Origin of the sequence: Pseudomonas oryzae, from assembly GCF_900104805.1 — a bacterium.
Taxonomy (GTDB): Bacteria; Pseudomonadota; Gammaproteobacteria; order Pseudomonadales; family Pseudomonadaceae; genus Geopseudomonas; species Geopseudomonas oryzae.
Genome location: NZ_LT629751.1, coordinates 3,317,789 through 3,343,726 on the forward strand (window position 1 = coordinate 3,317,789; position 25,938 = coordinate 3,343,726).

At 69.5% G+C, this 25,938-nt stretch carries 23 protein-coding genes; 9 read left to right on the top strand and 14 right to left on the bottom strand.

Annotated features, from left to right (window positions below):
• From BLT78_RS14870 to nirB, 5 genes are all read right to left on the bottom strand, one after another.
• Nucleotides 1–1,368 (bottom strand): NfeD family protein, encoded by a 1,368-nt coding sequence (locus tag BLT78_RS14870; RefSeq protein WP_090352341.1) that lies wholly within the window; start codon nucleotides 1,366–1,368, stop codon nucleotides 1–3.
• 124 nt (nucleotides 1,369–1,492) lie between these two features.
• On the bottom strand, nucleotides 1,493–3,214 hold the full coding sequence (locus tag BLT78_RS14875) for a bifunctional protein-serine/threonine kinase/phosphatase (protein WP_090349744.1): 1,722 nt from the start codon (nucleotides 3,212–3,214) through the stop codon (nucleotides 1,493–1,495).
• Nucleotides 3,215–3,239: 25 nt separating this feature from the next.
• Nucleotides 3,240–4,052: a formate/nitrite transporter family protein gene (locus BLT78_RS14880; RefSeq protein ID WP_090349747.1), complete on the bottom strand. Its 813-nt coding sequence runs from the start codon at nucleotides 4,050–4,052 to the stop codon at nucleotides 3,240–3,242.
• Nucleotides 4,053–4,109: 57 nt separating this feature from the next.
• The gene (gene nirD, locus BLT78_RS14885) at nucleotides 4,110–4,490 is read right to left on the bottom strand and encodes a nitrite reductase small subunit NirD (protein WP_090349749.1); all 381 of its coding nucleotides are present in this window, start codon (nucleotides 4,488–4,490) and stop codon (nucleotides 4,110–4,112) included.
• Nucleotides 4,490–7,048, bottom strand: a complete 2,559-nt coding sequence (gene nirB, locus BLT78_RS14890) for a nitrite reductase large subunit NirB (RefSeq protein ID WP_090349752.1) — start codon at nucleotides 7,046–7,048, stop codon at nucleotides 4,490–4,492. The genes nirD and nirB overlap by 1 nt, the downstream gene beginning before the upstream one ends.
• A gap of 537 nt (nucleotides 7,049–7,585) precedes the next feature.
• On the opposite strand from nirB, the gene yccS reads away from it, so the two are divergent.
• Together yccS and BLT78_RS14900 are read left to right on the top strand one after the other, a co-directional pair.
• Nucleotides 7,586–9,784, top strand: coding sequence for a YccS family putative transporter (gene yccS / locus BLT78_RS14895; RefSeq protein ID WP_090349754.1), 2,199 nt, complete (start codon nucleotides 7,586–7,588; stop codon nucleotides 9,782–9,784).
• 61 nt (nucleotides 9,785–9,845) lie between these two features.
• Nucleotides 9,846–10,787, top strand: a complete 942-nt coding sequence (locus BLT78_RS14900) for a p-hydroxyphenylacetate 3-hydroxylase reductase component (RefSeq protein WP_090349757.1) — start codon at nucleotides 9,846–9,848, stop codon at nucleotides 10,785–10,787.
• 153 nt (nucleotides 10,788–10,940) lie between these two features.
• Here BLT78_RS14900 and BLT78_RS14905 read toward each other — a convergent pair whose 3' ends face one another.
• Together BLT78_RS14905 and BLT78_RS14910 are read right to left on the bottom strand one after the other, a co-directional pair.
• Nucleotides 10,941–11,432, bottom strand: coding sequence for a M48 metallopeptidase family protein (locus BLT78_RS14905; RefSeq protein WP_090349760.1), 492 nt, complete (start codon nucleotides 11,430–11,432; stop codon nucleotides 10,941–10,943).
• A gap of 36 nt (nucleotides 11,433–11,468) precedes the next feature.
• Nucleotides 11,469–11,918, bottom strand: coding sequence for a hypothetical protein (locus tag BLT78_RS14910; protein WP_090349763.1), 450 nt, complete (start codon nucleotides 11,916–11,918; stop codon nucleotides 11,469–11,471).
• A gap of 295 nt (nucleotides 11,919–12,213) precedes the next feature.
• Here BLT78_RS14910 and BLT78_RS14915 point away from each other — a divergent pair, with 295 nt between their 5' ends.
• Entirely contained in the window at nucleotides 12,214–13,032 is an 819-nt protein-coding gene (locus tag BLT78_RS14915; RefSeq protein WP_157719551.1) for an FRG domain-containing protein, read from the top strand.
• A gap of 66 nt (nucleotides 13,033–13,098) precedes the next feature.
• Here the strand turns inward: BLT78_RS14915 and fba are convergent, their stop codons facing one another.
• The 4 genes from fba to tkt all read right to left on the bottom strand — a co-directional run bounded on the left by fba (nucleotide 13,099) and on the right by tkt (nucleotide 18,677).
• Nucleotides 13,099–14,163, bottom strand: a complete 1,065-nt coding sequence (gene fba, locus BLT78_RS14920) for a class II fructose-bisphosphate aldolase (RefSeq protein WP_090349767.1) — start codon at nucleotides 14,161–14,163, stop codon at nucleotides 13,099–13,101.
• A gap of 172 nt (nucleotides 14,164–14,335) precedes the next feature.
• Complete coding sequence (locus BLT78_RS14925) at nucleotides 14,336–15,499, bottom strand: phosphoglycerate kinase (RefSeq protein ID WP_090349770.1); 1,164 nt, start codon at nucleotides 15,497–15,499, stop codon at nucleotides 14,336–14,338.
• A gap of 12 nt (nucleotides 15,500–15,511) precedes the next feature.
• Nucleotides 15,512–16,564, bottom strand: coding sequence for an erythrose-4-phosphate dehydrogenase (epd, locus tag BLT78_RS14930; RefSeq protein ID WP_090349773.1), 1,053 nt, complete (start codon nucleotides 16,562–16,564; stop codon nucleotides 15,512–15,514).
• Between the two features lie 112 nt (nucleotides 16,565–16,676).
• The gene (gene tkt, locus BLT78_RS14935; protein WP_090349775.1) at nucleotides 16,677–18,677 is read right to left on the bottom strand and encodes a transketolase; all 2,001 of its coding nucleotides are present in this window, start codon (nucleotides 18,675–18,677) and stop codon (nucleotides 16,677–16,679) included.
• 192 nt (nucleotides 18,678–18,869) lie between these two features.
• Between tkt and BLT78_RS14940 the strand changes: the two genes are divergently transcribed.
• Nucleotides 18,870–19,850, top strand: a complete 981-nt coding sequence (locus tag BLT78_RS14940) for an ArsR/SmtB family transcription factor (RefSeq protein ID WP_090349777.1) — start codon at nucleotides 18,870–18,872, stop codon at nucleotides 19,848–19,850.
• A gap of 62 nt (nucleotides 19,851–19,912) precedes the next feature.
• The gene (gene metK / locus BLT78_RS14945) at nucleotides 19,913–21,103 is read left to right on the top strand and encodes a methionine adenosyltransferase (protein WP_090349780.1); all 1,191 of its coding nucleotides are present in this window, start codon (nucleotides 19,913–19,915) and stop codon (nucleotides 21,101–21,103) included.
• 57 nt (nucleotides 21,104–21,160) lie between these two features.
• On the opposite strand, the gene BLT78_RS14950 is transcribed toward metK, so the two are convergent.
• On the bottom strand, nucleotides 21,161–21,538 hold the full coding sequence (locus tag BLT78_RS14950) for a BON domain-containing protein (protein WP_090349783.1): 378 nt from the start codon (nucleotides 21,536–21,538) through the stop codon (nucleotides 21,161–21,163).
• Nucleotides 21,539–21,759: 221 nt separating this feature from the next.
• Between BLT78_RS14950 and BLT78_RS14955 the strand changes: the two genes are divergently transcribed.
• Nucleotides 21,760–22,212, top strand: a complete 453-nt coding sequence (locus BLT78_RS14955; protein WP_090349786.1) for a thioesterase domain-containing protein — start codon at nucleotides 21,760–21,762, stop codon at nucleotides 22,210–22,212.
• Between the two features lie 135 nt (nucleotides 22,213–22,347).
• Here the strand turns inward: BLT78_RS14955 and cysQ are convergent, their stop codons facing one another.
• Together cysQ and nudE are read right to left on the bottom strand one after the other, a co-directional pair.
• The gene (gene cysQ, locus BLT78_RS14960) at nucleotides 22,348–23,166 is read right to left on the bottom strand and encodes a 3'(2'),5'-bisphosphate nucleotidase CysQ (protein ID WP_090349789.1); all 819 of its coding nucleotides are present in this window, start codon (nucleotides 23,164–23,166) and stop codon (nucleotides 22,348–22,350) included.
• A complete protein-coding gene (gene nudE / locus BLT78_RS14965; protein WP_090349792.1) occupies nucleotides 23,163–23,729 on the bottom strand; it encodes an ADP compounds hydrolase NudE in 567 nt (188 codons plus the stop codon). Before nudE ends, cysQ begins: the two co-directional genes overlap by 4 nt.
• 99 nt (nucleotides 23,730–23,828) lie before the next feature.
• Here nudE and yrfG point away from each other — a divergent pair, with 99 nt between their 5' ends.
• The 3 genes from yrfG (at nucleotide 23,829) to BLT78_RS14980 (ending at nucleotide 25,825) form a co-directional block, all read left to right on the top strand.
• On the top strand, nucleotides 23,829–24,515 hold the full coding sequence (yrfG, locus tag BLT78_RS14970; RefSeq protein ID WP_090349794.1) for a GMP/IMP nucleotidase: 687 nt from the start codon (nucleotides 23,829–23,831) through the stop codon (nucleotides 24,513–24,515).
• A 145-nt stretch (nucleotides 24,516–24,660) separates the two neighbouring features.
• Nucleotides 24,661–25,131, top strand: a complete 471-nt coding sequence (locus BLT78_RS14975; protein ID WP_090349798.1) for a hypothetical protein — start codon at nucleotides 24,661–24,663, stop codon at nucleotides 25,129–25,131.
• Nucleotides 25,132–25,318: 187 nt separating this feature from the next.
• Complete coding sequence (locus tag BLT78_RS14980) at nucleotides 25,319–25,825, top strand: hypothetical protein (protein ID WP_090349800.1); 507 nt, start codon at nucleotides 25,319–25,321, stop codon at nucleotides 25,823–25,825.
• The last annotated feature ends 113 nt before the right edge of the window (nucleotides 25,826–25,938 follow it).

The following is a 25,938-nucleotide window of genomic DNA, read 5'->3' on the forward strand; positions in this document are numbered from 1 at the left end:
TCAGCCTCCTTGGGCTGTCGCCGTCTGTGCCGCCGTGACCTCCAGCAGCACACCGTGGCGGGCCGTGACCCGCACCTGCTGGCCGGGCTGCAGCGCCAGTGCGCTGCGCACCTGCCAGTGTTCGCCCTGCAGCTGCACCCAGCCGCAATGGGGATCCTCCGCCGCGACCCGCGTGACCCTGGCCAGGCTGCCGACCAGCCCGGCATCCCCGGCCACCGGGGCGCGACGACGCGCCCTGAGCGCCATGCCGAGCAGCGCGGCGATCAGCAGCGCGCTGGCGATGGCCAGGCTGAGGATCAGCGCCAGTGGGATGCCGAAGCCGGGCACCTCGGTGTCGATCAGGATCAGCGCGCCGACCACGAAGGCCACCACCCCGCCGATGCCGAGCACGCCGAAGCTGGGCAGGAAGGCCTCTGCGGCCATGAAGGCGACGCCGAGCAGGATCAGCGCCATGCCGGCGTAGCTCACCGGCAGCAGCTGCAGGGCGTACAGGGCGAGGATCAGGCAGATGGCGCCGAGCACCCCGCCGACGCCGAGGCCGGGGTTGGAGAACTCGAAGAACAGCCCGTAGATGCCGAGCATCATCAGGATCAGCGCCACGCTGGGGTTGGTGATCACCGCCAGCAGACGGGCGCGCCAGTCCGGCTGGCGCTGCAGCACTTCGGCGCCGGCGGTGTGCAGGACCAGCGTCTGGCCGGCGGCGACGACCGCCTTGCCGTCGAGCTGACGCAGCAGGTCCGCCAGGTCGGCGGCCAGGTAGTCGATCACCTTGAGGCGCAGCGCCTCCTCGGCGGCCAGGCTGGCCGACTCGCGCACCGCCTGCTCGGCCCATTCGGCGTTGCGCCCGCGCAGCGCGGCCAGGCTGCGGATGTAGGCCGCCGCATCGTTGACCTGCTTGCGGCTGAGCACGTCGCCGGGGCGCTCGCCCTCCTCCTGCTTGCCCTGATCGGGCGCCGGCGGTGCGCCGGGCATGCCGCCGATCTGCACCGGCGTGGCGGCGCCCAGGTTGGTGCCTGGCGCCATGGCGGCGATGTGGCTGGCGTAGAGGATATAGGTGCCGGCGCTGGCCGCCCGCGCACCGCTCGGCGCCACGAAGCTGGCCACCGGCAGCGGGCTGGCGAGGATCGCCTTGATGATGTCGCGCATAGAGGTGTCCAGCCCGCCGGGGGTATCGATCACCAGCACGGCGAGCTGCGCCCCGTCAGCACGCGCCCGCGTCAGGCCGCGCACCAGATAGTCGGCGCTGGCCGGCCCGATGGCGCCTTCGACGCTCAGCACCACCACCGGCGCCGGCGCCGCCAGTATCGGCAAGGCCGCCAGCGCCAGCGCGGCCCAGGCCAGACGCAGGCAACGAGCGAGAAATGGCATGGCCTTACCCCGGAGCATCCAGGTGAAGTCAGGGAAAGGATAGTCGAGACCCGGCGGGAGCAGGCCCGCCGGCGCCGGACGGTCCATCGCGCCGCTCGGCGAGCGCCCGGCGCCATGCCCGGCGTCACTCGATCAGCAGCACCAGCACCAGCACGGCCAGGCCGAAACACAGGCCTTGCCAGAACAGCAGCGGGTTGCGCTCCAGCAGCGGCGGGCGGCTGCGCTCGAGGTACGCGCGGCCGGGCTGGCGCAGGTCGAACAGCAGTTCGGACAACTCCGCATGGCGCTGCCGCGGATCCGGGTGGACCGCCTTGCGCAGCACCTCGTCGATCCAGGCGGGGATCTCCCGACCTTCGGCGCGCACCGAGCGGTAGACCAGCTTGCGTTGCGCGGCCCGAGTGCGGCACTTCGCCACCTCGGCGCCGTAGGGCAGCCGGCCGCTGAGCAGCTGGTAGGCGATGACGCCCAGCGCGAACAGGTCCGAGCGCTCCGTGCCGCGCTCGCCGAGGAAGTACTCCGGCGCGGTGTACTGCGCCGTGCCGAGCAGCTCGTCAGCGGTGCCGGGCGGGGCGCTGTCGACGATGCCGGCGACGCGCGTGGCGCCGAAGTCGATGATCTTCACCGTGCCGGTGCGGTCGATCAGGATGTTGTCCGGGCGCAGGTCCTGATGGAGCATTTCCAGGCGATGGAAGGCGCGCAGGCCCCGGGCGATCTGCTCGACGATGCCGCGCACCGTCTCCAGGTCCGGCGCGGGATGGTCGATCATCCACTGGCGCAGGGTCTGGCCGTCGACGAACTCGCTGACGGTGTACAGATAGTTGCGCTGGCGCGCCGGCACGCAGGGCCTGAGCACGTGCGCGCTGTCGATGCGCCGGGCGATCCACTCCTCGCACAGGAAGCGCTCCAGGTACTGCGGGTCCTGGCGCCGGTCGAGCGAGGGGATCTTGAGCACCACCGGCGCTGCGCTCTCGTCGTCGACGGCCAGGTAGACGTGGCTGCGACTGCTGGCGTGCAGCTCGCGGACGATGGTGTAGCCGTCGAAGCGCATGCGCGCCGCCAGCAGCGGCGGCAGCGCCAGCTCGGCGGCCTGGCGCTGCAGTTCGCCGACTTCGCGGGCCGGCAGCGCCTCGACGCGGACGATCTGCACGGTGAGGTTGTCCGTGCTGCCCCGGGTCCAGGCCTCGGCGACGATGGCGCGCGCCGCCGCATCCAGGTCGTCGCCGCAGCGCCCGATGGCGGCGACCATGCTGGCGGCGCTGGCATGTTCGTACACCCCATCGGTGGCGAGCAGGTACAGGTCGCCGGCCTCCAGCGGCAGCGTCCGGTAGTCGATCTCGAGCTGCGGATTGATGCCCAGGGCGCGGCCCAGGTAGCTCCTGTCGCCGCCCAGCCGCACCCGGTGATCCTCGGTGAGCTGTTCGAGGTCGGCGCCGCGCAGGCGGTAGATGCGCGCATCGCCGACGTGGAACAGGTGCGCCGTGGCCGACTTCAGCACCAGCGCGCTGAAGGTGCACACGTAGCCGCGGTCGAGGTCGTAGCGGTACTGGCTCTGCCGGGTCTGCGCGTGCAGCCAGGCATTGGTCGCCACCAGCACCCGCTGCGCCGAGGTCTTCACCGACCAGGCATCCGGGGTGCAGAAGTAGTCGGCGAGGAAGCCGGCCACGGCGGTTTCGCTGGCGACGTGGCCGACCGCACTGCTGCTGATGCCGTCGGCCAGGGCGATGGCGACGCCCTTGCTCGCCAGTTGCGGCTGCTGCGGAATGCAGGCGCCGTGGAAGTCCTGGTTGACCGCCTTGCGCCCCTTGTCGCTGTGCTGGCCGAGCGACACCTGCAGTTGGCTGGACATGGGCGAGAGGGCGCGCGCCCGGCGCTCAGGACAGGGCGCGTTTCGGCGCGGTGCGCACGTGGGTGGCGTACAGGGTCAGGCCGGTGAAGGCCAGGCCGCCCACCAGGTTGCCCAGCGCGGTGGGGATCTCGTTCCAGATCATGTAGTCCATGACCGAGAAGTTGCCGCCCATGATCATCGCCGAGGGGAACAGGAACATGTTCACCACCGAGTGCTCGAAGCCCATGAAGAAGAACAGCATGATCGGCATCCACATGGCGATGGTCTTGCCGCTGACGCTGGTGGAGATCATCGCGCCGACCACGCCCATCGATACCATCCAGTTGCACAGCATGCCGCGCAGGAAGATGGTCGCCCAGCCCGCCGCGCCGTACTCGGCGTAGCCGAGGGTGCGCGCCTCGCCGATGTGCGAGATCTTCTCGCCGATCGGCCCCGGAGCGGTGGAGAAGCCGTAGGTGAAGACGAAGGCCATCATCACCGCCACCGTCAGCGCACCGGCGAAGTTGCCGGCGAACACCAGGCCCCAGTTGCGCAGCATGCCGCCGACGGTCACCCCCGGGCGTCTGTCGAGCAGGGCCAGCGGGGTGAGCATGAACACCCCGGTGAGCAGGTCGAAGCCCATCAGGTAGAGCATCACGAAGCCGACCGGGAACAGCATCGCCCCCACCAGTGGCGAACCGGTCTGCACCGAGACGGAAACCGCGAACACCGCGGCCAGCGCCAGGATGGCGCCGGCCATGAAGGCGCGGATCAGGGTGTCGCGGGCGGACATGAAGATCTTGGATTCGCCGGCGTCGACCATCTTGGTGACGAACTCGGCGGGGACGAGATAGGACATCGCTCTATTCCTTGTTGCGGGAAAACGTGGGCACGAAGCGCGCGAGCCGGGCGGAGGTCACTCCACGCCGATCTCCACCGCGTCGCCGTTCAGGCGCACCGGCCAGACCTGCAGGCGCTGCTCGGGGTACTCCAGGCAGGCGCCGTCCTCGAGGCGGAAGTGCTGCTTGTACAGCGGCGAGGCGATCACCAGTTCGCCCTTGAGACTGCCGACGATGCCACGGCCGATGACGTTGGCGCCCGACCTGGGGTCCTTGTTGGCGATGGCGTAGAGGGTCTTGCCGTTGGCGGCGTCGGGCAGGTGGAACAGCGCCACCTGGGCGCCCTCGTGCCAGGCGACCACCCCGGAGTTGGCCACCAGGTCGTGGCTGCTGCACAGCGCGCGCCAGTGGATGACGCGGCCCAGGGATTCCTTGCGTACGGCGTTGGACTGGCTCATCAGACTGCCTCCTCGGCAACGGGGATCAGGTGGAGTTCATTGGCGCGGGCCGGACGGCGCTGCTCGCGCTCGCGGACGAAGTGGATGTCCGGGTCGCCGCGGCCGTCGTTGACGAAGGTGCGGAAGCGCTTGAGCTTCTCCGGGTCGGCGATGGCGTTGGCCCATTCGCACTCGTAGCTGTCGACGACGTGCTGCATCTGGCTTTCCAGCTCGGCGGCGAGGCCCAGGCTGTCGCCGATGATGACTTCCTTGAGGTAGTCGAGACCGCCCTCCAGGCTCTCGCGCCATACCGAGGTGCGCTGCAGCTTGTCGGCGGTCTGCACGTAGAACATCAGGAAGCGGTCGATGTAGCGGACCAGGGTTTCGTCGTCGAGGTCGGTGGCGAACAGCTCGGCGTGGCGCGGGCGCATGCCGCCGTTGCCGCATAGGTAGAGGTTCCAGCCCTTGTCGGTGGCGATCACGCCGACGTCCTTGCTCTGCGCCTCGGCGCACTCGCGGGTGCAGCCGGAGACGGCGAACTTGATCTTGTGCGGCGAGCGCAGGCCCTTGTAGCGGTTCTCCAGGTGCAGGGCCATGGCCACGCTGTCCTGCACGCCGTAGCGGCACCAGGTGCTGCCGACGCAGGACTTCACCGTGCGCAGGGACTTGCCGTAGGCGTGGCCGGTCTCGAAGCCGGCTTCGATCAGCTCGCCCCAGATGTCCGGCAGCTGGTGCAGCTGGGCGCCGAACAGGTCGATGCGCTGGCCGCCGGTGATCTTGGTGTAGAGGTCGTACTTCTTGGCCACGGCGCCCAGGGCGATCAGCCTGTCCGGGGTGATCTCGCCGCCGGCGATGCGCGGCACGATCGAGTAGGTGCCGTTCTTCTGCATGTTGGCCATGAAGGTGTCGTTGGTGTCCTGCAGCGGGATCAGCAACGGATCGGTGATCGGCTGGTTCCAGCACGAGGCGAGAATCGAGCCGACCGCCGGCTTGCAGATGTCGCAGCCGACGTGGCCGCGGCCGTGCTTGGCCAAGAGCTCGTCGAAACTGCGGATGCCCTCGACGCGGACGATGGCGTACAGCTCCTGGCGGGTGTGGGCGAAGTGTTCGCACAGGCTCTTGTCGACGGCCACGCCGCGGGCGGCGAGCTCGTGCTCGAACACCTGCTTGAGCAGCGCGCTGCAGCCGCCACAGCCGGTGGCGGCCTTGGTCTGCGCCTTGAGCTCGCCCAGGTCGGTGATGCCGGCGTCCACCGCGCAGCACACCGCGCCCTTGGTGACGTTGTGGCAGGAGCAGATGGTCGCGGTGTCCGGCAGCGCGTCGGCGCCCAGCGCCGGGGCACCGTCGGACAGCGGCAGGATCAGCCCGGCCGGGTCGGCCGGCAGCTTGATGCCGTTCTGCGCGTACTGCAGCAGGGTGTCGTAGTAGCTGTTGTCGCCGACCAGCACCGCGCCGAGCACCCGCTTGCCGTCGGCGGAGACCACCAGGCGGCGGTAGGCGGCGTTGGCCTCGTCGATGAAGCGGTAGCTCTTGGCGCCCGGGGTGGCGCCGTGGGCGTCGCCGATGGAGCCGACGTCGACGCCGAGCAGCTTGAGCTTGGTCGACATGTCGGCGCCGCTGAACGCCTCGTGCGGCTCGCCGGCCAGCTGCGCGGCCACGCCGCGCGCCATGCCGTAGCCGGGGGCGACCAGGCCGAACACGCTGCCGTTCCACGACGCGCACTCGCCGATGGCGTAGATCGCCGGATCTGAGGTCTTGCACTGGCCGTCGATCACCACGCCGCCGCGCGGCGCGATTTCCAGGCCGGCGCTGCGGCCGAGGGCGTCCTGCGGGCGGATGCCGGCGGAGAACACGATCAGGTCGGTCTCGAGGAACTCGCCGTCCTCGAAGTTCATCCGGTAGCGATAGTCTTCGCCGGCGACGATTTCCCGGGTGGCACGCGACAGGTGCACGCCGACGCCCAGGGCCTCGATCTGCGCGCGCAACGCGGCACCGCCCTCGGCGTCCAGCTGCACCGGCATCAGGCGCGGGGCGAATTCCACCACGTGGGCCTCGAGGCCGAGGGATTTCAGCGCGTTGGCCGCCTCCAGGCCGAGCAGGCCGCCGCCGACCACCACGCCGCGGCGGGCGTTGGCCGCGGCGGCGCGGATCGCGTCGAGGTCCTCGAGGGTGCGGTAGACCAGTCGCGAGTCGCCCTCGGCGCCCGGAATCGGCGGCACGAAGGGATAGGAGCCGGTGGCCAGGATCAGCTGGTCGTAGGCCTGGCGCCCGGCGCTGGTCACCACTTCCTTGCGCTCGCGGTCGATCTCCAGCACCTGCACGCCGAGGTGCGCCTGCACGCCGTGGCTGGCGTAGTAGTCGGCCGCGCACAGGGCCAGCGACTCGGCATCGCGGCCGCCGAAGTATTCGGACAGGTGCACGCGGTCGTAGGCGCGCTGGCGCTCCTCGCCGAACACGTGGACCTCGAAGCTCGCCAGCGCCCCCTTGCCGACCAGTTGCTCGACACAGTGATGGCCAACCATGCCGTTGCCGACGATGACCAGATTCGCTTTGCTGCTGGAAAAGTCACTGGAGCTCATAACCCGTACCTCGATCGAAGCCACTGCCCGGCAGGAGGGGCAAAAAACCGCAAAAAAAAAGCGCCTGGAGCCGTCGAGCGGCTCCAGGCGCCTTTGCCTGGTATTCCTTGTGCGGTGAGTGCCTGGCAACGCTGCCCGGCTCACCGGTCCTGCGCCTGGGGCGCGATGGTCGCCATTGACCATTCTGGACGGTCTGCCACGCCTGGGTGGCAGATGCTGAGCACACCTCAGCAGATTCCGTGCCAGCCTTGCCATGAGCCGGCGTAACCGCTGCCCAAGCCGCGACGCAGAGCCTCGGCCCAGGCAGGCAGCGGTCTCCGCCAGCGCCCGGCCGTGCCCCGACGACGCACTCGCGCCGCCGGCACATCGAACCAAAACGGTGCGCCGGTGGCGGAAAGATCCCGTTTTCGGTGCGGTTACCGCGCGGACTCGAGCCGATGCGCGCCAGGGCCCGCGCCCACCTCTCCCGGCAGCGCCGAGCCTGCGTCTACAATGCGCCTTGCCGTGCGCCCCCTTTCCTCCAGCCGCCGACCGCCCATGCCCAATCCCTCGCTCCGCCAATCCCTGCGCCGCCTGTGGGCGCTGGACAAGTTCAGCTACAGCCTGCGCGTGCTGATCGCCTTCGCCGGCAGCATGGCGCTGAGCTGGCAGCAGGGGCGCATGGAGCTGCTCATCCCGCTGTTCCTCGGCATCATCGCCAGCGCCCTGGCCGAGACCGACGACAGCTGGCAGGGCCGCCTGCAGGCGCTGCTGGCCACCCTGGCGTGCTTCGCCGCGGCGGCCTTCGCCGTCGAGCTGCTGTTCCCCTACCCCTGGCTGTTCGTCGCCGCCCTGGCGCTGTCGGCCTTCGCCCTGACCATGCTCGGCGCGCTCGGCGAACGTTACGGCACCATCGCCTCGGCCACCCTGATCCTGTCCATCTACACCATGATCGGCGTCGACCAGCGCGGCGGCGAGGTGGTCGACCTGTGGCGCGAGCCGCTGCTGCTGGTCGCCGGCGCGGCCTGGTACGGCCTGCTCTCGGTGCTCTGGCAGGCGCTGTTCAGCCAGCAACCGGTGCAGCAGGCGCTGGCCCGGGTGTTCCGCGAGCTGGGGATGTACCTGCGCCTCAAGGCCGCGCTGTTCGAGCCGCTGCGCGAGCTCGACGTCGAGGCGCGCCGCCTGGCCCTGGCGCAGCAGAACGGCAAGCTGGTGAGCGCGCTCAACGCCGCCAAGGAGATCATCCTGCACCGCGTCGGCAAGGGCCGGCCGAGCCCGCAGCTGAACCGCTACCTGAAGCTGTACTTCCTCGCCCAGGACATCCACGAGCGCGCCAGCTCCTCGCACTACCCGTACAACGCGCTGGCCGAGGCGTTCTTCCACAGCGACGTGCTGTTCCGCTGCCAGCTGCTGCTGCAGCAGCAGGGCAAGGCCTGCCGGGCGCTGGCCCAGGCCATCGAGCTGCGCCAGCCGTTCGCCTACGAACAGGCCAGTGCCCAGGCATTGGCCGACCTGGAAGCCTCGCTGGCCCACCTGCAGGGGCAGCACAACCCGCAGTGGCGCGGCCTGCTGCGCTCGCTGCGCGCGCTGGCCAACAACCTGGGCAACCTCGAGCAGCTGCTCAGCGCGGCGCGCAACCCCGACGCACTGGCCGACGAGCAGGACAGCACCCTGCACGACCGCGCGCCGCACAGCCTGCGCGAGGTCGGCGAGCGTCTGCGCCAGCAGCTCACCCCCACCTCCCTGCTGTTCCGCCACGCTCTGCGCCTGGCGGTGGCGCTGGCCGCCGGCTACGGGGTGCTGCACTGGATCCATCCCAGCCAGGGCTACTGGATCCTGCTCACCACGGTGTTCGTCTGCCAGCCGAGCTACGGCGCCACGCGCACCAAGCTGGTCCAGCGCATCGCCGGCACCGTGCTCGGCCTGCTCGCCGGCTGGGCGCTGTTCGACCTGTTCCCCGGCGCCGTGGTGCAGTCGCTGATCGCCGTGGCCGCCGGGGTTGTGTTCTTCGCCAGCCGCAGCACGCGCTACACCCTGGCCACCGCGGCGATCACCCTGATGGTGCTGTTCTGCTTCAACCAGGTCGGCAACGGCTACGGGCTGATCTGGCCACGGCTGGTCGACACCCTGCTCGGCAGCCTGATCGCCGGCCTCGCCGTGTTCCTCATCCTCCCCGACTGGCAGGGCCGCCGCCTGCCCAGCGTGGTGGCCAACACCCTGAGCTGCCATGCCCGCTACCTGCGACAGATCATCCAGCAGTACGCCAGCGGCAAGCGCGACGACCTCGCCTACCGGCTGGCGCGGCGCAACGCGCACAACGCCGACGCTGCGCTCGCCGCCAGCCTGGCCAACATGCTGCTCGAACCGGGGCACTTCCGCCGCGAGGCCGACGTCGGCTTCCGCTGCCTGGTGCTGTCGCACACCCTGCTCAGCTACCTGTCCGCGCTCGGCGCGCACCGCGCCGCGCTGCCGGCCGAACTGCGCGGCGGCCTCATCGAGCACGCCGCCGACTACCTGGCCGAGAGCCTCGAGGCGATCGCCGAGCGCCTCGCCCGGCGCCAGCCGCCGGAGACGCCGGCGCGCGACGAGGAACTGCTGGCCCGCGAGCTGGAGCAGCTGCCGGAAGAGGCCGACGAGCGCCAGCGCCTGCTGCGCACCGAGCTGGCCCTGCTGTGCCGCCAGCTCGCCCCGCTGCGCGAGGTGGCGGCGCGCCTGCTGCCGCAGGGCGGTGCTAGCGAGCCACGTAGCGCCCACTAGACTGGAAAACGGGAGCCCAGCCGGGCTCCCCGCCGCCGGCGTCACCAGTGGAGCCTTCGCCATGAGCAGCAGTCCCGACAGCGGTCTGGATCCCCGCGCGTTCCGCCGCGCCCTCGGCAACTTCGCCACCGGCGTCACCATCGTCACCGCGCGCGCGCCGTCCGGCGAGCAGGCCGGGGTCACCGCCAACAGCTTCAACTCGGTGTCGCTCGACCCGCCGCTGATCCTCTGGAGCATCGACAAGCGCTCGGCCAGCCATGCGGTGTTCGCCGCCGCCAGCCACTTCGCGGTGAACATCCTCGCCGCCGACCAGATCGAGCTGTCCAACCACTTCGCCCGCCCGCAGGAGGACAAGTTCGCCGGCGTCGCTGTCGAGCCGGGCCTCGGCGGCGCGCCGCTGCTGCCCGACTGCGCGGCGCGCTTCCAGTGCGAGCGCCACGTGGAGGTGGACGGCGGCGACCACTGGATCCTGATCGGCAGGGTGGTGGCCTTCGACGATTTCGGCCGCTCGCCGCTGCTCTACCACCAGGGCGCCTACTCGATGGTCCTGCCCCACCCGCGCGCGCCGCGCAGGAGCGAGGCGGCGGCCACGCCGGGAACCATGCACGGTCGGCTGATGGGCAACCTGTACTACCTGATGATCCAGGCGGTGAACGCCTACCAGGCCAGCTACGCACCCAAGCAGCTGATCACCGGCCTGAGCACCAGCGAGGCGCGCATGCTGATGGTGCTGGAGGACAGCGCGCGGCTCGACCTGGTCGACCTGCAGCGCGAGGTGGCGATGCCGACCCGCGAGATCGTCGAGGCGCTGACCAACCTGCGGCGCAAGGGCCTGGTCGCCGAGAGCGCCGCCGGCCACGAGCTGACCGACGCCGGCCGCGCACAGACCGAGGCGCTGTGGGACATCTCGCGACGCCAGCAGGAGGCGGTGTTCGCCGGGGTCGGCGCCGAGGACCTGGAAACCTTCAAGAGGGTGCTGAAGGTGGTGATGGCGGCGCACTGAGCACGCGGCGCGCCTGCCAATGGTGGGCCTTCGTAGGCTAGAAGACTCGCGCAGCGATCTTCTACCGATGGGACGGGACGGTCTGTCTGGCGGGTAATCGCTGCGCGAGTTACCCAGCCTACCCCGACGGGAGCCGCAGACGGGCAGCGGGACTCAGCCCAGCTCGCGCCAGGTCAGGTACAGGCGCAGGTCGAACTCCAGCTGCTGGTAGCCGGGCAGCATGTGTTCGCAGAGCTGGTAGAACGCCTTGTTGTGGTCGAACTCGCGCAGGTGCGCCAGCTCGTGGACCACGATCATGTCGAGGAACTCCGGCGCGGCGTCGCGGAACAGCGCGGCGACGCGGATTTCCTTCTTGGCCTTGAGCTTGCCGCCCTGCACCCGCGACACCGCGGTGTGCAGGCCGAGGGCGTTGCGCAGCACGTCGAGCTTGCTGTCGTAGAGCACCTTGTCGATGCCCGGCGCGTTGCGCAGGAAGCGCTGCTTGCGCTCCATGACGTAGGCGTACAGCGCCTTGTCGCTCTGCACCGCGTGGCGTTCGGGGTAGCGTTGGGCCAGGTACTCGCCGAGACGGCCGGCGTCGATCAGCCGGTGCACCTGCTCCTGCAGGTGGGACGGGTAGGCGGCGAGGTACTTGAGCGCGGTCATCGGCGGGGCCAGCGATGGGGATACGAGGCCGCCATTCTAACCGCCCTGCCGCTCCGCCGGCTCGCCGCCGGGAAGCCGGCGCGCGAGCAGGAAGTGCTGGCCGGCCAGCAGCGCGGCGGCGTTCACCGCGGTCATGAACACGCCGATACCGCGCAGCCCGGGCCCCTCGGTGAGGTCGAGCAGGCACAGCAGGAGCAGCCAGCCGGTGCCCAGCGCCTGCCCCCAGTACCAGCGGCGGAACAGCGCCTCGCGGCGGCTCATCACCAGCAGGAAGCACAGCAGCGGGGCGAGGAAGATGCTCACCACCAGCAGGTGGTGGAATTCGGCGCGCAGCGTACCGCTGTGCAGCAGGCTGATCAGGCAGAACAGCATGAACGCGGCATACAGCCAGTTGACCAGGCGGTAGATGCCGAGGCCCGGCAGCGTGCCGGCCGGCGGCGCGGGCGGTTTGGCGCCCGGCGGGGCGTAGGGGTTGAACTCGTCCATGAGCGCGCTCTCGGGGAAAACTCCGTCGCCGACTATAGCGCAGCCACCGGCCAGCGCGGGCGCATGCCGGGGCCGCGTCGATCCGCCGGCCCGGCGGTTCTTCGCCGGACTCTCCGGCCGCGACCGCCTGTCCCACAGCGACGCCGCCACCTTCCGTGCTACCTTTGGCAACCGCTCGGCACGCCCGCGGGAGCGCCGATCCGGGCTCCGGGCCTGCCGCGCCCAGTCCCCAGGCAGCCTTTCCGCTCCAGCGCCGCACGCCGGCGAGTCACCGTTTGTGCACAGAGTCTCGAGCATGAGCAAAGATCATCAACCGCGCTGGACCTCCGGCCGGGTCAGGGATGGCATCGAGGAAATCCACATCCGCAAGTGGAACTATTTCATCGACTACATCCAGGAAACATTCTCGCCCGGCTGCGGCTGGGTGCATCGCGGCCATCGCAAGGACTACTACCGGCTCGAGTCGACCATCGACCGCAAGATCCTCGACAAGTCGAAGACCGAGCAGCTGCGCAGCGCGCAGCTCGACCGCTTCAAGATGGCGATCCGCGGCAAGCGCGGCGCCAACCCGCCGCAGTACGACGAGCCGCTGGAATGGTGGGCGCTCGGCCAGCACTTCGAGCTGCTCACCCCGCTGCTCGACTGGACCCACTCGCCCTACACCGCGGCGTTCTTCGCCTTCGCTCGCACCGGCGAGGACGACACGCGCAAGCGCATCGTCATCTCGCTGAACAAGAACGAGGTGGAGCACTCGGCCCTGGCGAGCACGGTGCGCTTCTACACGCCGAACTCCGACGAGAACGCCCGGGTGCTCGGCCAGAACGGCCTGTTCTCGTTCTGTGAGTCGGGCGAGGAGCTGGAGTCGCTGATCGCCCACGAGTTCGCCGGGGCCAAGCGCGCCATCCTCAAGAAGATCTACCTGCCCAACACCGAGCGCATCGACGTGCTGCGCGGCCTGGAGCAGATGAACATCAACCACCTGACGCTGTTCCCCGACCTCAGCGGCGCCAGCAACTACGCCAACATGCAGTTCGAGCTGTACTCCAACCAGGCGCCGGCCAGGCCGGAACCAGTGCCGCGCCCAGCCAGCGAGCTGGTCGAAGCCGAGGACTGAGCCCCGTACAGCACAAGGCCCGCACGGGGCGGGCCTTGTGGGACTGCGAGCAGCGAACGCGCCGGATCAGTTGACCTTGGCGGCCAGCTCGCCCTTGGCGTAGCGCTGGTACATGCCTTCCAGGGAGATCGGCTTGATCTTCGAGGCGTTGCCGGCGGTGCCGAAGGCCTCGTAGCGGGCGATGCAGATGTCGCGCATGGCTTCGATGGTCTTGGCGAAGAACTTGCGCGGGTCGAACTCGCTGGGGTGCTCAGCCATCATCCGACGCATGGCGCCGGTGGAGGCCAGGCGCAGGTCGGTGTCGATGTTGACCTTGCGCACGCCGTGCTTGATACCCTCGACGATCTCCTCGACCGGCACGCCGTAGGTTTCCTTGATGTCGCCACCGTACTGGTTGATGATCGCCAGCCACTCCTGCGGCACCGAGGAGGAACCGTGCATCACCAGGTGGGTGTTGGGGATGCGCTTGTGGATTTCCTTGATGCGGTCGATGGCCAGCACGTCGCCGGTCGGCGGCTTGGTGAACTTGTAGGCGCCGTGGCTGGTGCCGATGGCGATGGCCAGGGCGTCGACCTGGGTGGCCTTGACGAAGGCCGCGGCTTCTTCCGGATCGGTGAGCATCTGGCTGTGGTCGAGGGTGCCCTCGGCGCCGACGCCGTCCTCTTCACCGGCCTGGCCGGTTTCCAGGCTGCCCAGGCAGCCCAGCTCGCCTTCCACCGACACGCCGCAGGCGTGGGCCATGGCCACGGTCTGCTGGGTGACGCGCACGTTGTAGTCGTAGTCGGCCGGGGTCTTGCCGTCGGCCATCAGCGAGCCGTCCATCATCACCGAGCTGAAGCCCAGCTGGATCGAGCGCTGGCAGACGTCCGGGCTGGTTCCGTGGTCCTGGTGCATGCACACCGGGATGTGCGGGAATTCCTCGATGGCGGCGAGGATCAGGTGGCGCAGGAACGGCGCGCCGGCGTACTTGCGGGCGCCGGCGGAGGCCTGGACGATCACCGGGGAATCGGTCTTGTCGGCCGCTTCCATGATGGCGCGCATCTGCTCGAGGTTGTTGACGTTGAAGGCCGGCACGCCGTAGCCGAATTCGGCGGCGTGGTCCAGCATCTGGCGCATGCTGATAAGTGCCATCTGTGTAGCTCCCAGTAAGGGTCGTTTGATCGGTGCCCAGCCTGCCGCAGGGGCAGGTCGGGCGCAATATGCTTGCGGTCGGCGTAGGGTGGACAACGCGCGCAGTGCTTGTCCACCAATCGGCGCCCACGGTGGACAAGGCTGCGCTGTTGTCCACCCTACGGTCATGGCCTCAGGCCTTGGCGCGCTCTTCCAGCACCGCCACGGCCGGCAGGACCTTGCCCTCGACGAACTCGAGGAAGGCGCCGCCACCGGTGGAAATGTAGGAGATCTGCTCGGCCACGCCGTACTTGTCGATGGCCGCCAGGGTGTCGCCACCACCGGCGATGGAGAAGGCGTCGCTGGCGGCGATGGCCTGGGCCAGCGCCCGGGTGCCGTTGCCGAACTGGTCGAACTCGAACACGCCGACCGGGCCGTTCCACAGGATGGTCTGCGAGGCCTTGAGCATCTCGGCGAACATCGCGGCGGTCTGCGGGCCGATGTCGAGGATCATGTCGTCGTCGGCGACCTCATTGATGCCCTTGACGGTAGCGGAGGCCGACTCGGCGAATTCCTTGGCGACCACCACGTCGACCGGCAGCGGCACGGCGACCTTGGCGGCGATGGCCTTGGCGGTATCCAGCAGGTCGGCTTCGCACAGCGACTTGCCGACCTTGTAGCCGGCGGCGGCGAGGAAGGTGTTGGCGATGCCGCCGCCGACGATCAGTTGGTCGCAGATCTCGGCCAGCGAGTTCAGCACGTCGAGCTTGGTGGACACCTTGGAGCCGGCGACGATGGCGACCATCGGCCGCGCCGGCTTGTCGAGGGCCTTGCCCAGGGCTTCCAGCTCAGCGGCCAGCAGCGGGCCGGCCGCGGCGACCTTGGCGAACTTGGCCACGCCGTGGGTCGAACCCTCGGCACGGTGGGCGGTGCCGAAGGCGTCCATGACGAACACGTCGCACAGCGCGGCGTACTGCTGCGCCAGCTCGTCGCTGTTCTTCTTCTCGCCCTTGTTGAAGCGCACGTTCTCGAACAGCACGACCTGGCCCGGCTGCACGTCGACGCCGCCCAGGTAGTCCCGGACCAGCGGCACGTCGCGGCCGAGGGCCTTGGACAGGTAGTCGGCGACCGGCTGCAGGCTGTTCTCGGCGGAGAACTCGCCCTCGGTCGGGCGGCCCAGGTGCGAGCAGACCATCACCGCCGCGCCCTTCTCCAGCGCCAGCTTGATGGTCGGCAGGGAGGCCAGGATGCGCGCGTCGCTCTTCACCACGCCGTCCTTCACCGGGACGTTGAGGTCTTCGCGGATCAGCACGCGCTTACCGGCGAGGTCGAGGTCGGTCATCTTCAAAACGGTCATGGGCTCAGTCCTTTACATGGGCTGTGGGCGATGGGCGACGCGCAGGAAGTGTTCCGCCACGTCGAGCATGCGGTTGGCAAAGCCCCACTCGTTGTCGAACCAGGCCAGCAGGTTGACCAGCCGCGGGCCGGAAACCAGGGTCTGGCTGCCATCGACGATGGCCGAGTGGGGGTCGTGATTGAAGTCGCAGCTGGCGTGGGGCAGCTCGGTGTAGGCCACCAGGCCCTGCAGCGGGCCGCTGGCGGCGGCCTCGCGCAGCACGCGGTTGATCTCGGCCGCGCTGGTGTCGCGGCGGGTCTGCAGGGTGATGTCCAGGCAGGAGACGTTGACCGTCGGCACGCGGATCGCCTTGGCCTTGACCCGTCCGGACAATTCGGGGAGCAGGCGCTCGATGCCACGGGCGAGGCCGGTGGACACCGGGATCACCGACTGGAACGCCGAGCGGGTGCGGCGCAGGTCCTCGTGGTGGTAGGCGTCGATCACCGGCTGGTCGTTCATCGCCGAGTGGATGGTGGTGATCGCCACGTAGTCGAGGCCGATCGCCTCGTCGAGCAACTTGAGCAGCGGCACGCTGCAGTTGGTGGTGCACGAGGCGTTGGACAGCAGCTTCTCGGCGCCGCTCAGGCTGGCCTGGTTGACGCCGTAGACGACGGTGGCGTCGACGTCGGCTTCGCTGGCCATCGGCTGGGAGAACAGCACGCGCGGCGCGCCGGCAGCGAGGAAACGCTCGCCATCGGCGCGGCTGTGGTAGACGCCGGAGCACTCCAGCACCAGATCGACGCCCAGCGCCGCCCAGTCGATGGCCTCGGGCGTCGCCTGGCGCAGCACCTTCACGCAGTCGCCGTTGATGTGCAGGCAGTCGCCGGCGACCTTCACCTCGCCGGGGAAGCGGCCGTGGGTGGAGTCGAAGCGGGTCAGGTACTCGATGCTGGCCTGGTCGGCCAGATCGTTGAGCGCGACTATCTCCAGGGCGGCATCCGCGCCGCGCTCGTAGAGGGCGCGCAGCACGCAGCGGCCGATGCGGCCGTAGCCGTTGAGGGCGACTTTGTAGGGACGGTTGGGCATGGCTGCTCTGCTTGTGGTGCCGGTGGTGGAAAACCGCTGCGCGGGTTTTCCACCCTACGGAAGGATCAGACCCTGCAGGGTGGATGGCCGCAGCCATCCACCTCGCGCGGCATCAGGCGTCCAGCAGCTCGGCAGCGGTTTCCAGGATGTTGTCGAGGGTGAAGCCGAACTCCTCGAACAGCTGGCCGGCCGGCGCGGATTCGCCGAAGGTGGTCATGCCGATGATGCGGCCTTCCAGGCCGACGTACTTGTACCAGAAGTCGGCATGCGCGGCCTCGATGGCGATGCGCGCGCCGACCTGCACCGGCAGCACGGCCTGCTTGTAGGCGGCGTCCTGCTGGTCGAACACGGTGGTCGACGGCATCGACACCACGCGCACCTGGCGGCCTTGCGCGGTCAGCGCATCAAAGGCCTGCACGGCCAGACCGACTTCAGAACCGGTGGCGATCAGGATCAGTTCCGGCTCGCCGGCGCAGTCCTTGAGCACGTAGCCACCGCGGGCGATGTCGGCGATCTGCTGCTCGCTGCGCGGCTGGTGCGGCAGGTTCTGGCGGCTGAACACCAGCGCGGACGGGCCGTCCTGGCGCTCGATGGCGTACTTCCAGGCCACCGCGGACTCCACCGCGTCGGCCGGGCGCCAGCAGTCGAGGTTCGGCGTGCCGCGCAGGCTGGCCAGCTGCTCGATCGGCTGGTGGGTCGGGCCGTCCTCGCCCAGACCGATGGAGTCGTGGGTGAACACGTGCAGCACGCGCTGCTTCATCAGCGCCGACATGCGCACGGCGTTGCGCGCGTATTCCATGAAGATCAGGAAGGTGGCGCCGTAGGGAATGAAGCCGCCGTGCAGGGCGACGCCGTTCATGATCGCCGCCATGCCGAACTCGCGCACGCCGTAGTGCACGTAGTTGCCGCCGGCGTCGTCGTGGGCCAGGCCCTTGCAGCCCTTCCACAGGGTCAGGTTGGAACCGGCGAGGTCGGCCGAGCCGCCGAGGAACTCGGGCAGCAGCGGGCCGAAGGCGTTGAGGGTGTTCTGGCTGGCCTTGCGGCTGGCGATGGTCTCGCCCTTGGCGGCGACCTCGGCGACGTAGGCGGCGGCCTTGGCGCTGAAGTCGGCGGGCAGCTCGCCGGCCAGGCGGCGCTGGAACTCGGCGGCCAGCTCGGGGAACTCGGCGGCGTAGGCGGCAAACTTGTCGTTCCAGGCGGCCTCGCGGGCGGTGCCGGCTTCCTTGGCGTCCCACTCGGCGTAGATGTCCGCCGGGATCTCGAACGGGCCGTGGTTCCAGCCGAGCTGGGCGCGGGTGGCGGCGATCTCGTCGGCCCCCAGCGGCGCACCGTGGCACTCTTCCTTGCCGGCCTTGTTCGGCGAACCGAAGCCGATCACGGTCTTGCAGCAGATCAGGGTCGGGCGCGCGGTTTCGCCACGCGCGGTCTCGATGGCCTGCTTGATCTCCTCGGCGTCGTGGCCGTCGACGTTGCGGATCACCTGCCAGCCGTAGGCCTCGAAGCGCGCCGGGGTGTCGTCGGTGAACCAGCCCTCGACCTCGCCGTCGATGGAGATGCCGTTGTCGTCGTAGAAGGCGACCAGCTTGCCCAGGCCCAGGGTGCCGGCCAGCGAGCAGACTTCGTGGCTGATGCCTTCCATCATGCAGCCGTCGCCGAGGAACACGTAGGTGTGGTGATCGACGATGTCGTGGCCCGGACGGTTGAACTGCGCGGCCAGCACCTTCTCGGCGAGGGCGAAGCCGACGGCGTTGGCGATGCCCTGGCCGAGCGGGCCGGTGGTGGTCTCCACGCCCGGGGTGTAGCCGTATTCCGGGTGGCCCGGGGTGCGGCTGTGCAGCTGGCGGAACTGCTTGAGGTCGTCGATGCCGAGGTCGTAGCCGGAGAGGTGCAGCAGCGAGTAGATCAGCATCGAGCCGTGGCCGTTGGACAGCACGAAGCGGTCGCGGTCGGCCCACTGCGGGTTCTGCGGGTTGTGCTTGAGGTAGTCGCGCCACAGCACTTCGGCGATGTCCGCCATGCCCATGGGTGCGCCGGGATGGCCGCTGTTGGCTTTCTGCACGGCATCCATGCTGAGGGCACGAATGGCATTGGCTCGGTCACGACGGCTGGGCATCGCTGGTCTCCTGCAGGGGGGCTTGACGAAAAAAGGCCGCCATTTTCGCCCACAGGCGGGGGAACGGGCAATCACAGATGGTCGATCCGGGCGAATCGGCCTGCCGTCCGGACTGTGATCAAGCGCCAATATCAAAACTTTTTGATACAGGCATTGCGCCACCGGATCGCGCCGACTAGACTTCGCCGCCTTATGAGCATCCAGCCTGCCCTCCGCCACGACCCGAGCGAGCACCTGGCCGCCCTGTGCAAGGCTGCCGGCGACCCGCTGCGCCTGCGTGTGCTGCGCGTGCTGGCCAGCGACTCGTTCGGCGTACTGGAGCTGGCGCAGATCTTCGCCATGCGCCAGTCGGGCATCAGCCATCATCTCAAGGTGCTGGCCCAGGCCGGGCTGGTGGCCACCCGCCGCGAGGGCACCGCGATCTTCTATCGCCGCGCCCTGGCGAGCGGCGGCGAGACCGGCAGCACGCTGCACGCGGCGCTGCTCGAGGAGGTGGACACGCTGGAGCTGCCGGGCGAGGTGCAGGCGCGCATCGCCGAGGTACAGGCGCAGCGCGCCGCTGCGGCGCACGACTTCTTCGCCCGTACCGTGGAGAAGTTCCGCGCCCAGCAGGACCTGATCGCCGGCCTGCCGCAGTACCGCGACAGCCTGCTGGCCCTGCTCGACGCCCTGCACTTCCCGGCCAGCGCCACCGCGCTGGAGGTCGGCCCCGGCGACGGCGCCTTCCTGCCCGAGCTGGCGCGGCGCTTCGCCGCCGTCACCGCGCTGGACAGCAGCCCGGCGATGCTCGAACTGGCGCGCCAGCGCTGCCAGGCCGAAGGACTGGCCAACGTCGAACTGAAACTGGCCGATGCGCTGCACGACGAACAGGCGCCGGCCGACTGCGTGGTGCTGAACATGGTGCTGCACCACTTCGCCGAGCCGGCCGTGGCGATGCGCCAGCTGGCGCGGCTGGTCCGCCCCGGCGGCAGCCTGCTGCTGACCGAGCTGTGCAGCCATGCCCAGGGCTGGGCGCGCGAGGCGTGCGGCGATCTGTGGCTGGGTTTCGATCAGGACGAACTGGCCCGCTGGGCCGAACAGGCGGGACTGGAGAGCGGCGAAAGCTTGTATCTGGGCCTGCGCAACGGTTTCCAGATCCAGGTACGGCACTTCGCCCGCCCGGATCAGAATTGACTACAGCTGTATGACACGGCCGCGAGGCCGACTCACCCACCGGTAATAACAGGAACCGATAGATGAGCGAATATTCCATTTTCACCTCCGAGTCCGTGTCCGAAGGCCATCCGGACAAGATCGCCGACCAGATCTCCGATGCGGTGCTCGACGCCATCATTACCCAGGACAAGCACGCCCGCGTGGCCTGCGAGACCCTGGTGAAGACCGGCGTGGCCATCGTCGCCGGCGAGATCACCACCAGCGCCTGGGTCGACCTCGAGCAGATCGTCCGCGACGTGATCTGCGACATCGGCTACACCAGCTCCGACGTCGGCTTCGACGGCGCCACCTGCGGCGTGCTGAACATCATCGGCAAGCAGTCGGTGGACATCAACCAAGGCGTCGACCGCGCCAAGCCGGAAGACCAGGGCGCCGGCGACCAGGGCCTGATGTTCGGCTACGCCAGCAACGAGACCGACGTGCTGATGCCGGCACCGATCTGCTTCTCCCACCGTCTGGTCGAGCGCCAGGCCGAAGCGCGCAAGAGCGGCCTGCTGCCGTGGCTGCGCCCGGACGCCAAGAGCCAGGTCACCTGCCGCTACGAGAACGGCAAGGTGGTCGGCATCGACGCGGTGGTGCTGTCCACCCAGCACAACCCGGAGATCAGCCAGGCCGACCTGCAGGAAGCGGTGATGGAGCTGATCATCAAGCACACCCTGCCGGCCGAACTGCTGCACAAGGACACCCAGTTCCACATCAACCCGACCGGCAAGTTCGTCATCGGCGGCCCGGTGGGCGACTGCGGCCTGACCGGCCGCAAGATCATCGTCGACTCCTACGGCGGCATGGCCCGCCACGGCGGCGGCGCCTTCTCCGGCAAGGACCCGTCCAAGGTCGACCGCTCGGCCGCCTACGCCGGCCGCTACGTGGCCAAGAACATCGTCGCCGCCGGCCTCGCCGAGCGCTGCGAGATCCAGGTGTCCTACGCCATCGGCGTGGCCCTGCCGACCTCCATCTCGGTCAACACCTTCGGCACCGGCAAGATCAGCGACGAGCGCATCGTCCAGCTGGTCCGCGAGCACTTCGACCTGCGTCCGTACGCGATCACCAAGATGCTCGACCTGCTGCACCCGATGTACCGCCCGACCGCGGCCTACGGACACTTCGGCCGCAACCCGTTCGAGATGACCGTGGGCGACGATACCTTCACCGCCTTCACCTGGGAGCGTACCGACAAGGCTGAGGCGCTGCGCGCCGCCGCCGGCCTGTAAGCCCCGCCGCAGTAGCGAAAGCCCCGCCGGCTCCAGAGCCGCGCGGGGCTTTTTTCATCACGGCGTATCGCCTCCGTGGGGCCCACGGATCCGTTCCCGGCGCCTGGCGACCTCGGCCTCGTGGTCCGCGCTTTCCTCGGCATTGCCCGCTTCGGGCAGATGGCCGGGGGCGACCATCCAGGTTTCCAGCTCGTGGGCGTCCACCTCTCTGACGCCGTGCACGGCACGGGCCAGCTCGACGGCCTGCTCGCACAGGCGGTGGGTTTCGACCTGGCCGCTGAGCGCCACCACCCCGGCGTGCGTCCGCACATGGATATGCTGACCGCGGGTCGGCCTGGCCATCTCCAGGGCGGATTTCACCTTGGTGGTGAGCCAGAGATCGTGAACCGCAATCCCCAGGTCGTGCGAGTACTGATTGAAGGAGTGCATTTTCATGGCGAGTACCTCCACAGGTACGTTCAGCCCCGCCCGGCAGCAACGGCAGCAGACTCGCCCCGCCGCCCTGCAGGCGTCGGCATCCATTCACTATACTCCCGCCGGAAACGCTGACAGCGCAGCGCCAGCCGCCAACCGATGACCGGCAGCGCGATTGCGCTGGCTGCCGCGACGCAGGATCATTGGCTACCCGTTGTCAGCGCACCTGGACCTTTCCGGACATGCATCCCGACTGTCAGTACCTGCAAGACCTCCTCCACCGCGACATTCCGCTGACCCGCGCCATGCAGCTGCGCGTGGCCGGCTACGAGAACCACGAGCTTCGCCTGGCCATGCCGCTGGCGCCGAACAGCAACCACACCGGCAGCATGTTCGGCGGCAGCCTGTACAGCATCAGCGTGCTGGCCGGCTGGGGCTGGCTGACCCTGCGCCTGCGCGAGGCCGGCATCGACGACGGTCACATCGTGATCAAGGGCGGACAGATCGACTACCCGCTGCCGGTGGTCGAGGAGGCCGTGGCGATCTGCGCGGCGCCTGCCGAGGAAGACTGGAAGAAGTTCGAGACCCTGTACCGCCGCCGCGGCCGCGCGCGCCTGTACCTGGACATCCGCATCCCCGCGCCGAGCGGCGAAACGGCGGTGCATCTGCATGGGGAGTATGTGCTGCACAAGTGAGTGCAGCACGCAGGGTGGATGGTCACCCCGTAGCAAACCCGCGCAGCGGATTTCCACCAGTACCCGCGCCGTGGCCTGACCGGTGGACAATCGCCGCGCGAGTTGTCCACCCTACAAGTCATCGGAGCGCCTGCCTCAATCCAGCGCCAGGGCCAGCTGCAGCAGCTCCTCGCGCCACTCGGCGGCCTGCGGCAGGGCGAGGAAGTGCGGGTTGAGGTAGTCCTCGCGCGCCGGGTAGGCCAGCGGCCGCCCGCGCAGGTCGAGCACCTCGCCGCCGGCGCCTTCCAGCACGCCCTGCGCCGCCGCGGTGTCCCACTGCGAGGTGGGCGCCAGGCGCGGATAGCAGTCGGCGCTGCCCTCGGCGAGCATGCAGAATTTCAGCGAGCTGCCGACACTGGCCAGCGCCAGGTCGCCGAAGCGCGCACCCAGGCCGGCGAGCAGGCGCTCCTGGGCCGGGCTGGAGTGACGCCGGCTGGCCACCACGGTGAAGGCTTCGGCCGGAGCGATGCGCACGCTGATCGGCTGCTCGCCCTGCGCATCCAGGCGCCAGGCGCCGAGGCCCGCGCCGCCGTAGAAGCACTGCCCGCGTGCCGGCACGCCGACCACGCCGAACACCACCCGACCGGCCTCGATCAGCGCCACATTGACGGTGAACTCCGCACTGCCGGCGATGAATTCCTTGGTGCCGTCCAGCGGATCGACCAGCCACCAGCGCGACCAGTGCCGGCGCACGCCATGTTCGATCGCGCAGTCCTCCTCGGACAGCAGGTGCACATCGGGCGCCAGCGCCGCCAGGCCGTCGGCCAGCAGGCGGTGGGCGGCCAGGTCGGCGGCGGTAACTGGCGAAGCGTCGGCCTTCAGCTCGATGGCCACCTCGACGCGCCAGAACGGCAGGGTCGCGGCACCGGCGCGCTGCACCAGCTCGACCACCGCGGGCAGCAGCGGATGGCTCACGGTTGATATTCCCCACGCTGGGTCAGCAGGTCGCGCACCAGGTACAGCGCGGCCAGCGCGCGGCCTTCGCTGAAGTGCTCGGAAACCGCCAGACGCGAGATGTCGCGCAGATTGAGGCGCGAGACGCGGATCTCCTCCGGCTCGTCGCCGGGCAAGCGCTCGGGGTACAGATCGCGGGCCAGCACCACCTGGATGCACTGGCTCATGTAGCCGGGCGACAGCGACAGCCCGGTGATGTGCTCGAGCTGGCGGGCGCCGAAGCCGGCCTCCTCCTTCAGCTCGCGATTGGCCGCCGCCAGCACGTCCTCGCCCGGCTCGATCAGGCCCTTGGGCAGCGACACCTCGTAGGCGTCGGTGCCGGCGCAGTATTCCTCGATCAGCAGCACGTTCTCGGCATCCTCCAGCGCCACCACCATCACCGCGCCGTAACCCAGGCCGCGGCTGAGCAGCCGCTCGTAGGTGCGCTCGACACCGTTGGCGAAACGCAGCTGCAGCTCCTCGACGGTGAACAGGCGGCTCTTGGCCACGATGGCACGGGCTAGGACATCGGGTTTCTGGCGCATATGCTGGACTCCTTGGCGAGCCGACACGTTACCATAACCCGCCCTCTTTCGACCCCTGGCGCCGCCGCCCGGCGGACCATCCACGCGAAGCGCGATACCATGCCCCAGCTGCCCTGGACCCAGATCGACACCGTCCTGCTCGACATGGACGGCACCCTGCTCGACCTGCACTTCGACAACCACTTCTGGCTGCACCACCTGCCGCAGCGCTACGCGGACAAGCACGGCACCACGCTCGACGCCGCGCTGGCCGAACTGCTGCCGCTGTTCCAGCGCCATGCCGGCCAACTGACCTGGTACTGCCTGGACTTCTGGAGCCGCGAACTGGACCTGCCGGTGCGCGCGCTGAAGGAGGAGATCGCCCACCTGATCGCCCTGCGCCCGGACGCCGACCGCTTCCTCGCCGCCCTGCGCGCCGCCGGCAAGCGCGTGGCGCTGATCACCAACGCCCACCGCGACTCGCTATCGCTCAAGCTCGAACGGGTCGAGCTGGCGCCCTGGTTCGACCGCCTGATCAGCTCCCACGACTACGGCTTCCCCAAGGAGGACCAGCAGTTCTGGTTCGCCCTGCAGCAGGACTTCGGCTTCGCGCCGGCACGCAGCCTGTTCATCGACGACAGCCTGCCGATCCTGCGCAGCGCCCGCCAGTACGGCATCGCCCACCTGCTCGGCATCCGCCAGCCGGACAGCCGGGGACCGCTGAAGGACACCGAGGAATTCGCCGCGGTGGATGGCTACCGGGAGCTGCTCGATGGCTTGCACGCGGCGACTGCAACCCAGGTCTGACGCCAGATTGCGGCCAAGGTTCCACAAATTCCGCGAATTTCAGGAAAAACGTGCGTCACGGTGCCGATCGTCGGCTGAATGCTTGCCAAGCACCCAGCCGCTGAGCAAGATCGGCGCCACCAACCTGCAAGGATGAACGCACGCTATGAAATACGCTCCCCTGCTCCTGCTCTCCCTGTCCCTGGCCGGCGGCAGCGCCTGGGCCGCTGACGGCGATGGCCGCGCCGCCGTCGGTGGCGCCCTCGGCGGGGTATTGGGCTCGGTGGTCGGCCAGACCGTCGGCGGCAGTACCGGCGCAGCCATCGGCGCCGGCCTCGGCGGCGCGGCCGGTGGCGCGGTCGGCGCCAAGCGCGGCAACAAGACCGAAGCGGCCATCGGCGGCGGCCTCGGCGCGGCCGGCGGCAACGTCGTCGGCAACAAGATCGGCGGCAGCACCGGTGGCCTGATCGGCGCAGCGGTGGGCGGCGGCGCCGGCGGTGCGCTGGGCAACAACATGGGCGACGCCAGCGAGGCGGAGCGGCGGCGCGACAGCTACCACGACGGTTACCGCGACGGCCGCCGGCACAAGCACTGGCGCAAGCACAGACACCACCGTCACGATCGCTGGGACGACTGAGACCTCCCGGCAGCAGACCGGCACCGACCAAGAGCGATGTGACTGCCGCGCAGGCGAAAAGGTTCCCAAAACTGCGCGAAAGACGGTAAAAAAGCGCAACAAGTCACCGATCGTCGCTTGAGGACTTGCCAAAAGATGCCGACCTGCACAGGATCGGCGCCATCATCCCTCTCGAGTGATAGCTCAGATGAAATACTCCCCCCTGATCCTGTTGTCCCTGACCCTGGCCGGCAGCAGCGCCTGGGCGGCCGACGGCGATGGCCGTGCCGCCGTCGGCGGCGCACTCGGCGGAGTACTCGGTTCCGTGGTCGGCCAGACCGTCGGCGGCAGCACCGGCGCGACCATCGGTGCCGGCGTGGGCGGCGCGGCCGGTAGTGCGGTCGGCGCCGAGCGCGGCAACAAGACCGAAGCGGCCATTGGCGGCGGCCTCGGCGCGGCGGGTGGCCAAGCGGTCGGCAACGCCGTCGGCGGCACCACCGGTGGCCTGATCGGCGCGGCCGTGGGCGGCGGCGCCGGCGGCGCGCTGGGCAACAACATGGGCGACGCCAGCCGCGACGATCGTCGCGACGGCAGTTACCGTGACGGTTACCGCGACGGGCGCCGCACCAGCTATCGTCGCGATTACGACGACGGATACCATCCCCACCGCGGCGGCTTCTGCCCCCCGGGTCAGGCCAAGAAGGGTAACTGCTGAGCCCTGCCCAGCAGATCAGCAACGGGCGCCCCAGGGCGCCCGTTTGCATTTCCGGGCGCAGCGCAGCCTGCCGCCCCACCGAAGGCGAGCAAGGAGGCTGGAAAAGCCTCGGC

Excerpts from the sequence above, each read along its gene's own strand:
- BLT78_RS14980 (WP_090349800.1), top strand. The coding sequence starts at position 25,319 with ATGAAATACTCCCCCCTGATCCTGTTGTCCCTGACCCTGGCCGGCAGC.
- BLT78_RS14955 (WP_090349786.1), top strand. The coding sequence starts at position 21,760 with ATGCATCCCGACTGTCAGTACCTGCAAGACCTCCTCCACCGCGACATT.
- BLT78_RS14905 (WP_090349760.1), bottom strand. The coding sequence starts at position 11,432 with ATGACCGCGCTCAAGTACCTCGCCGCCTACCCGTCCCACCTGCAGGAG.
- yrfG (WP_090349794.1), top strand. The coding sequence starts at position 23,829 with ATGCCCCAGCTGCCCTGGACCCAGATCGACACCGTCCTGCTCGACATG.
- nirD (WP_090349749.1), bottom strand. The coding sequence starts at position 4,490 with ATGAGCCAGTCCAACGCCGTACGCAAGGAATCCCTGGGCCGCGTCATC.
- BLT78_RS14950 (WP_090349783.1), bottom strand. The coding sequence starts at position 21,538 with ATGAAAATGCACTCCTTCAATCAGTACTCGCACGACCTGGGGATTGCG.
- tkt (WP_090349775.1), bottom strand. The coding sequence starts at position 18,677 with ATGCCCAGCCGTCGTGACCGAGCCAATGCCATTCGTGCCCTCAGCATG.
- BLT78_RS14900 (WP_090349757.1), top strand. The coding sequence starts at position 9,846 with ATGAGCAGCAGTCCCGACAGCGGTCTGGATCCCCGCGCGTTCCGCCGC.
- nirB (WP_090349752.1), bottom strand. The coding sequence starts at position 7,048 with ATGAGCTCCAGTGACTTTTCCAGCAGCAAAGCGAATCTGGTCATCGTC.
- metK (WP_090349780.1), top strand. The coding sequence starts at position 19,913 with ATGAGCGAATATTCCATTTTCACCTCCGAGTCCGTGTCCGAAGGCCAT.
- BLT78_RS14875 (WP_090349744.1), bottom strand. The coding sequence starts at position 3,214 with ATGTCCAGCCAACTGCAGGTGTCGCTCGGCCAGCACAGCGACAAGGGG.
- BLT78_RS14915 (WP_157719551.1), top strand. The coding sequence starts at position 12,214 with ATGAGCAAAGATCATCAACCGCGCTGGACCTCCGGCCGGGTCAGGGAT.
- BLT78_RS14975 (WP_090349798.1), top strand. The coding sequence starts at position 24,661 with ATGAAATACGCTCCCCTGCTCCTGCTCTCCCTGTCCCTGGCCGGCGGC.
- BLT78_RS14870 (WP_090352341.1), bottom strand. The coding sequence starts at position 1,368 with ATGCCATTTCTCGCTCGTTGCCTGCGTCTGGCCTGGGCCGCGCTGGCG.
- epd (WP_090349773.1), bottom strand. The coding sequence starts at position 16,564 with ATGCCCAACCGTCCCTACAAAGTCGCCCTCAACGGCTACGGCCGCATC.
- nudE (WP_090349792.1), bottom strand. The coding sequence starts at position 23,729 with ATGCGCCAGAAACCCGATGTCCTAGCCCGTGCCATCGTGGCCAAGAGC.
- BLT78_RS14925 (WP_090349770.1), bottom strand. The coding sequence starts at position 15,499 with ATGACCGTTTTGAAGATGACCGACCTCGACCTCGCCGGTAAGCGCGTG.
- yccS (WP_090349754.1), top strand. The coding sequence starts at position 7,586 with ATGCCCAATCCCTCGCTCCGCCAATCCCTGCGCCGCCTGTGGGCGCTG.
- BLT78_RS14910 (WP_090349763.1), bottom strand. The coding sequence starts at position 11,918 with ATGGACGAGTTCAACCCCTACGCCCCGCCGGGCGCCAAACCGCCCGCG.
- BLT78_RS14940 (WP_090349777.1), top strand. The coding sequence starts at position 18,870 with ATGAGCATCCAGCCTGCCCTCCGCCACGACCCGAGCGAGCACCTGGCC.
- BLT78_RS14880 (WP_090349747.1), bottom strand. The coding sequence starts at position 4,052 with ATGTCCTATCTCGTCCCCGCCGAGTTCGTCACCAAGATGGTCGACGCC.
- fba (WP_090349767.1), bottom strand. The coding sequence starts at position 14,163 with ATGGCACTTATCAGCATGCGCCAGATGCTGGACCACGCCGCCGAATTC.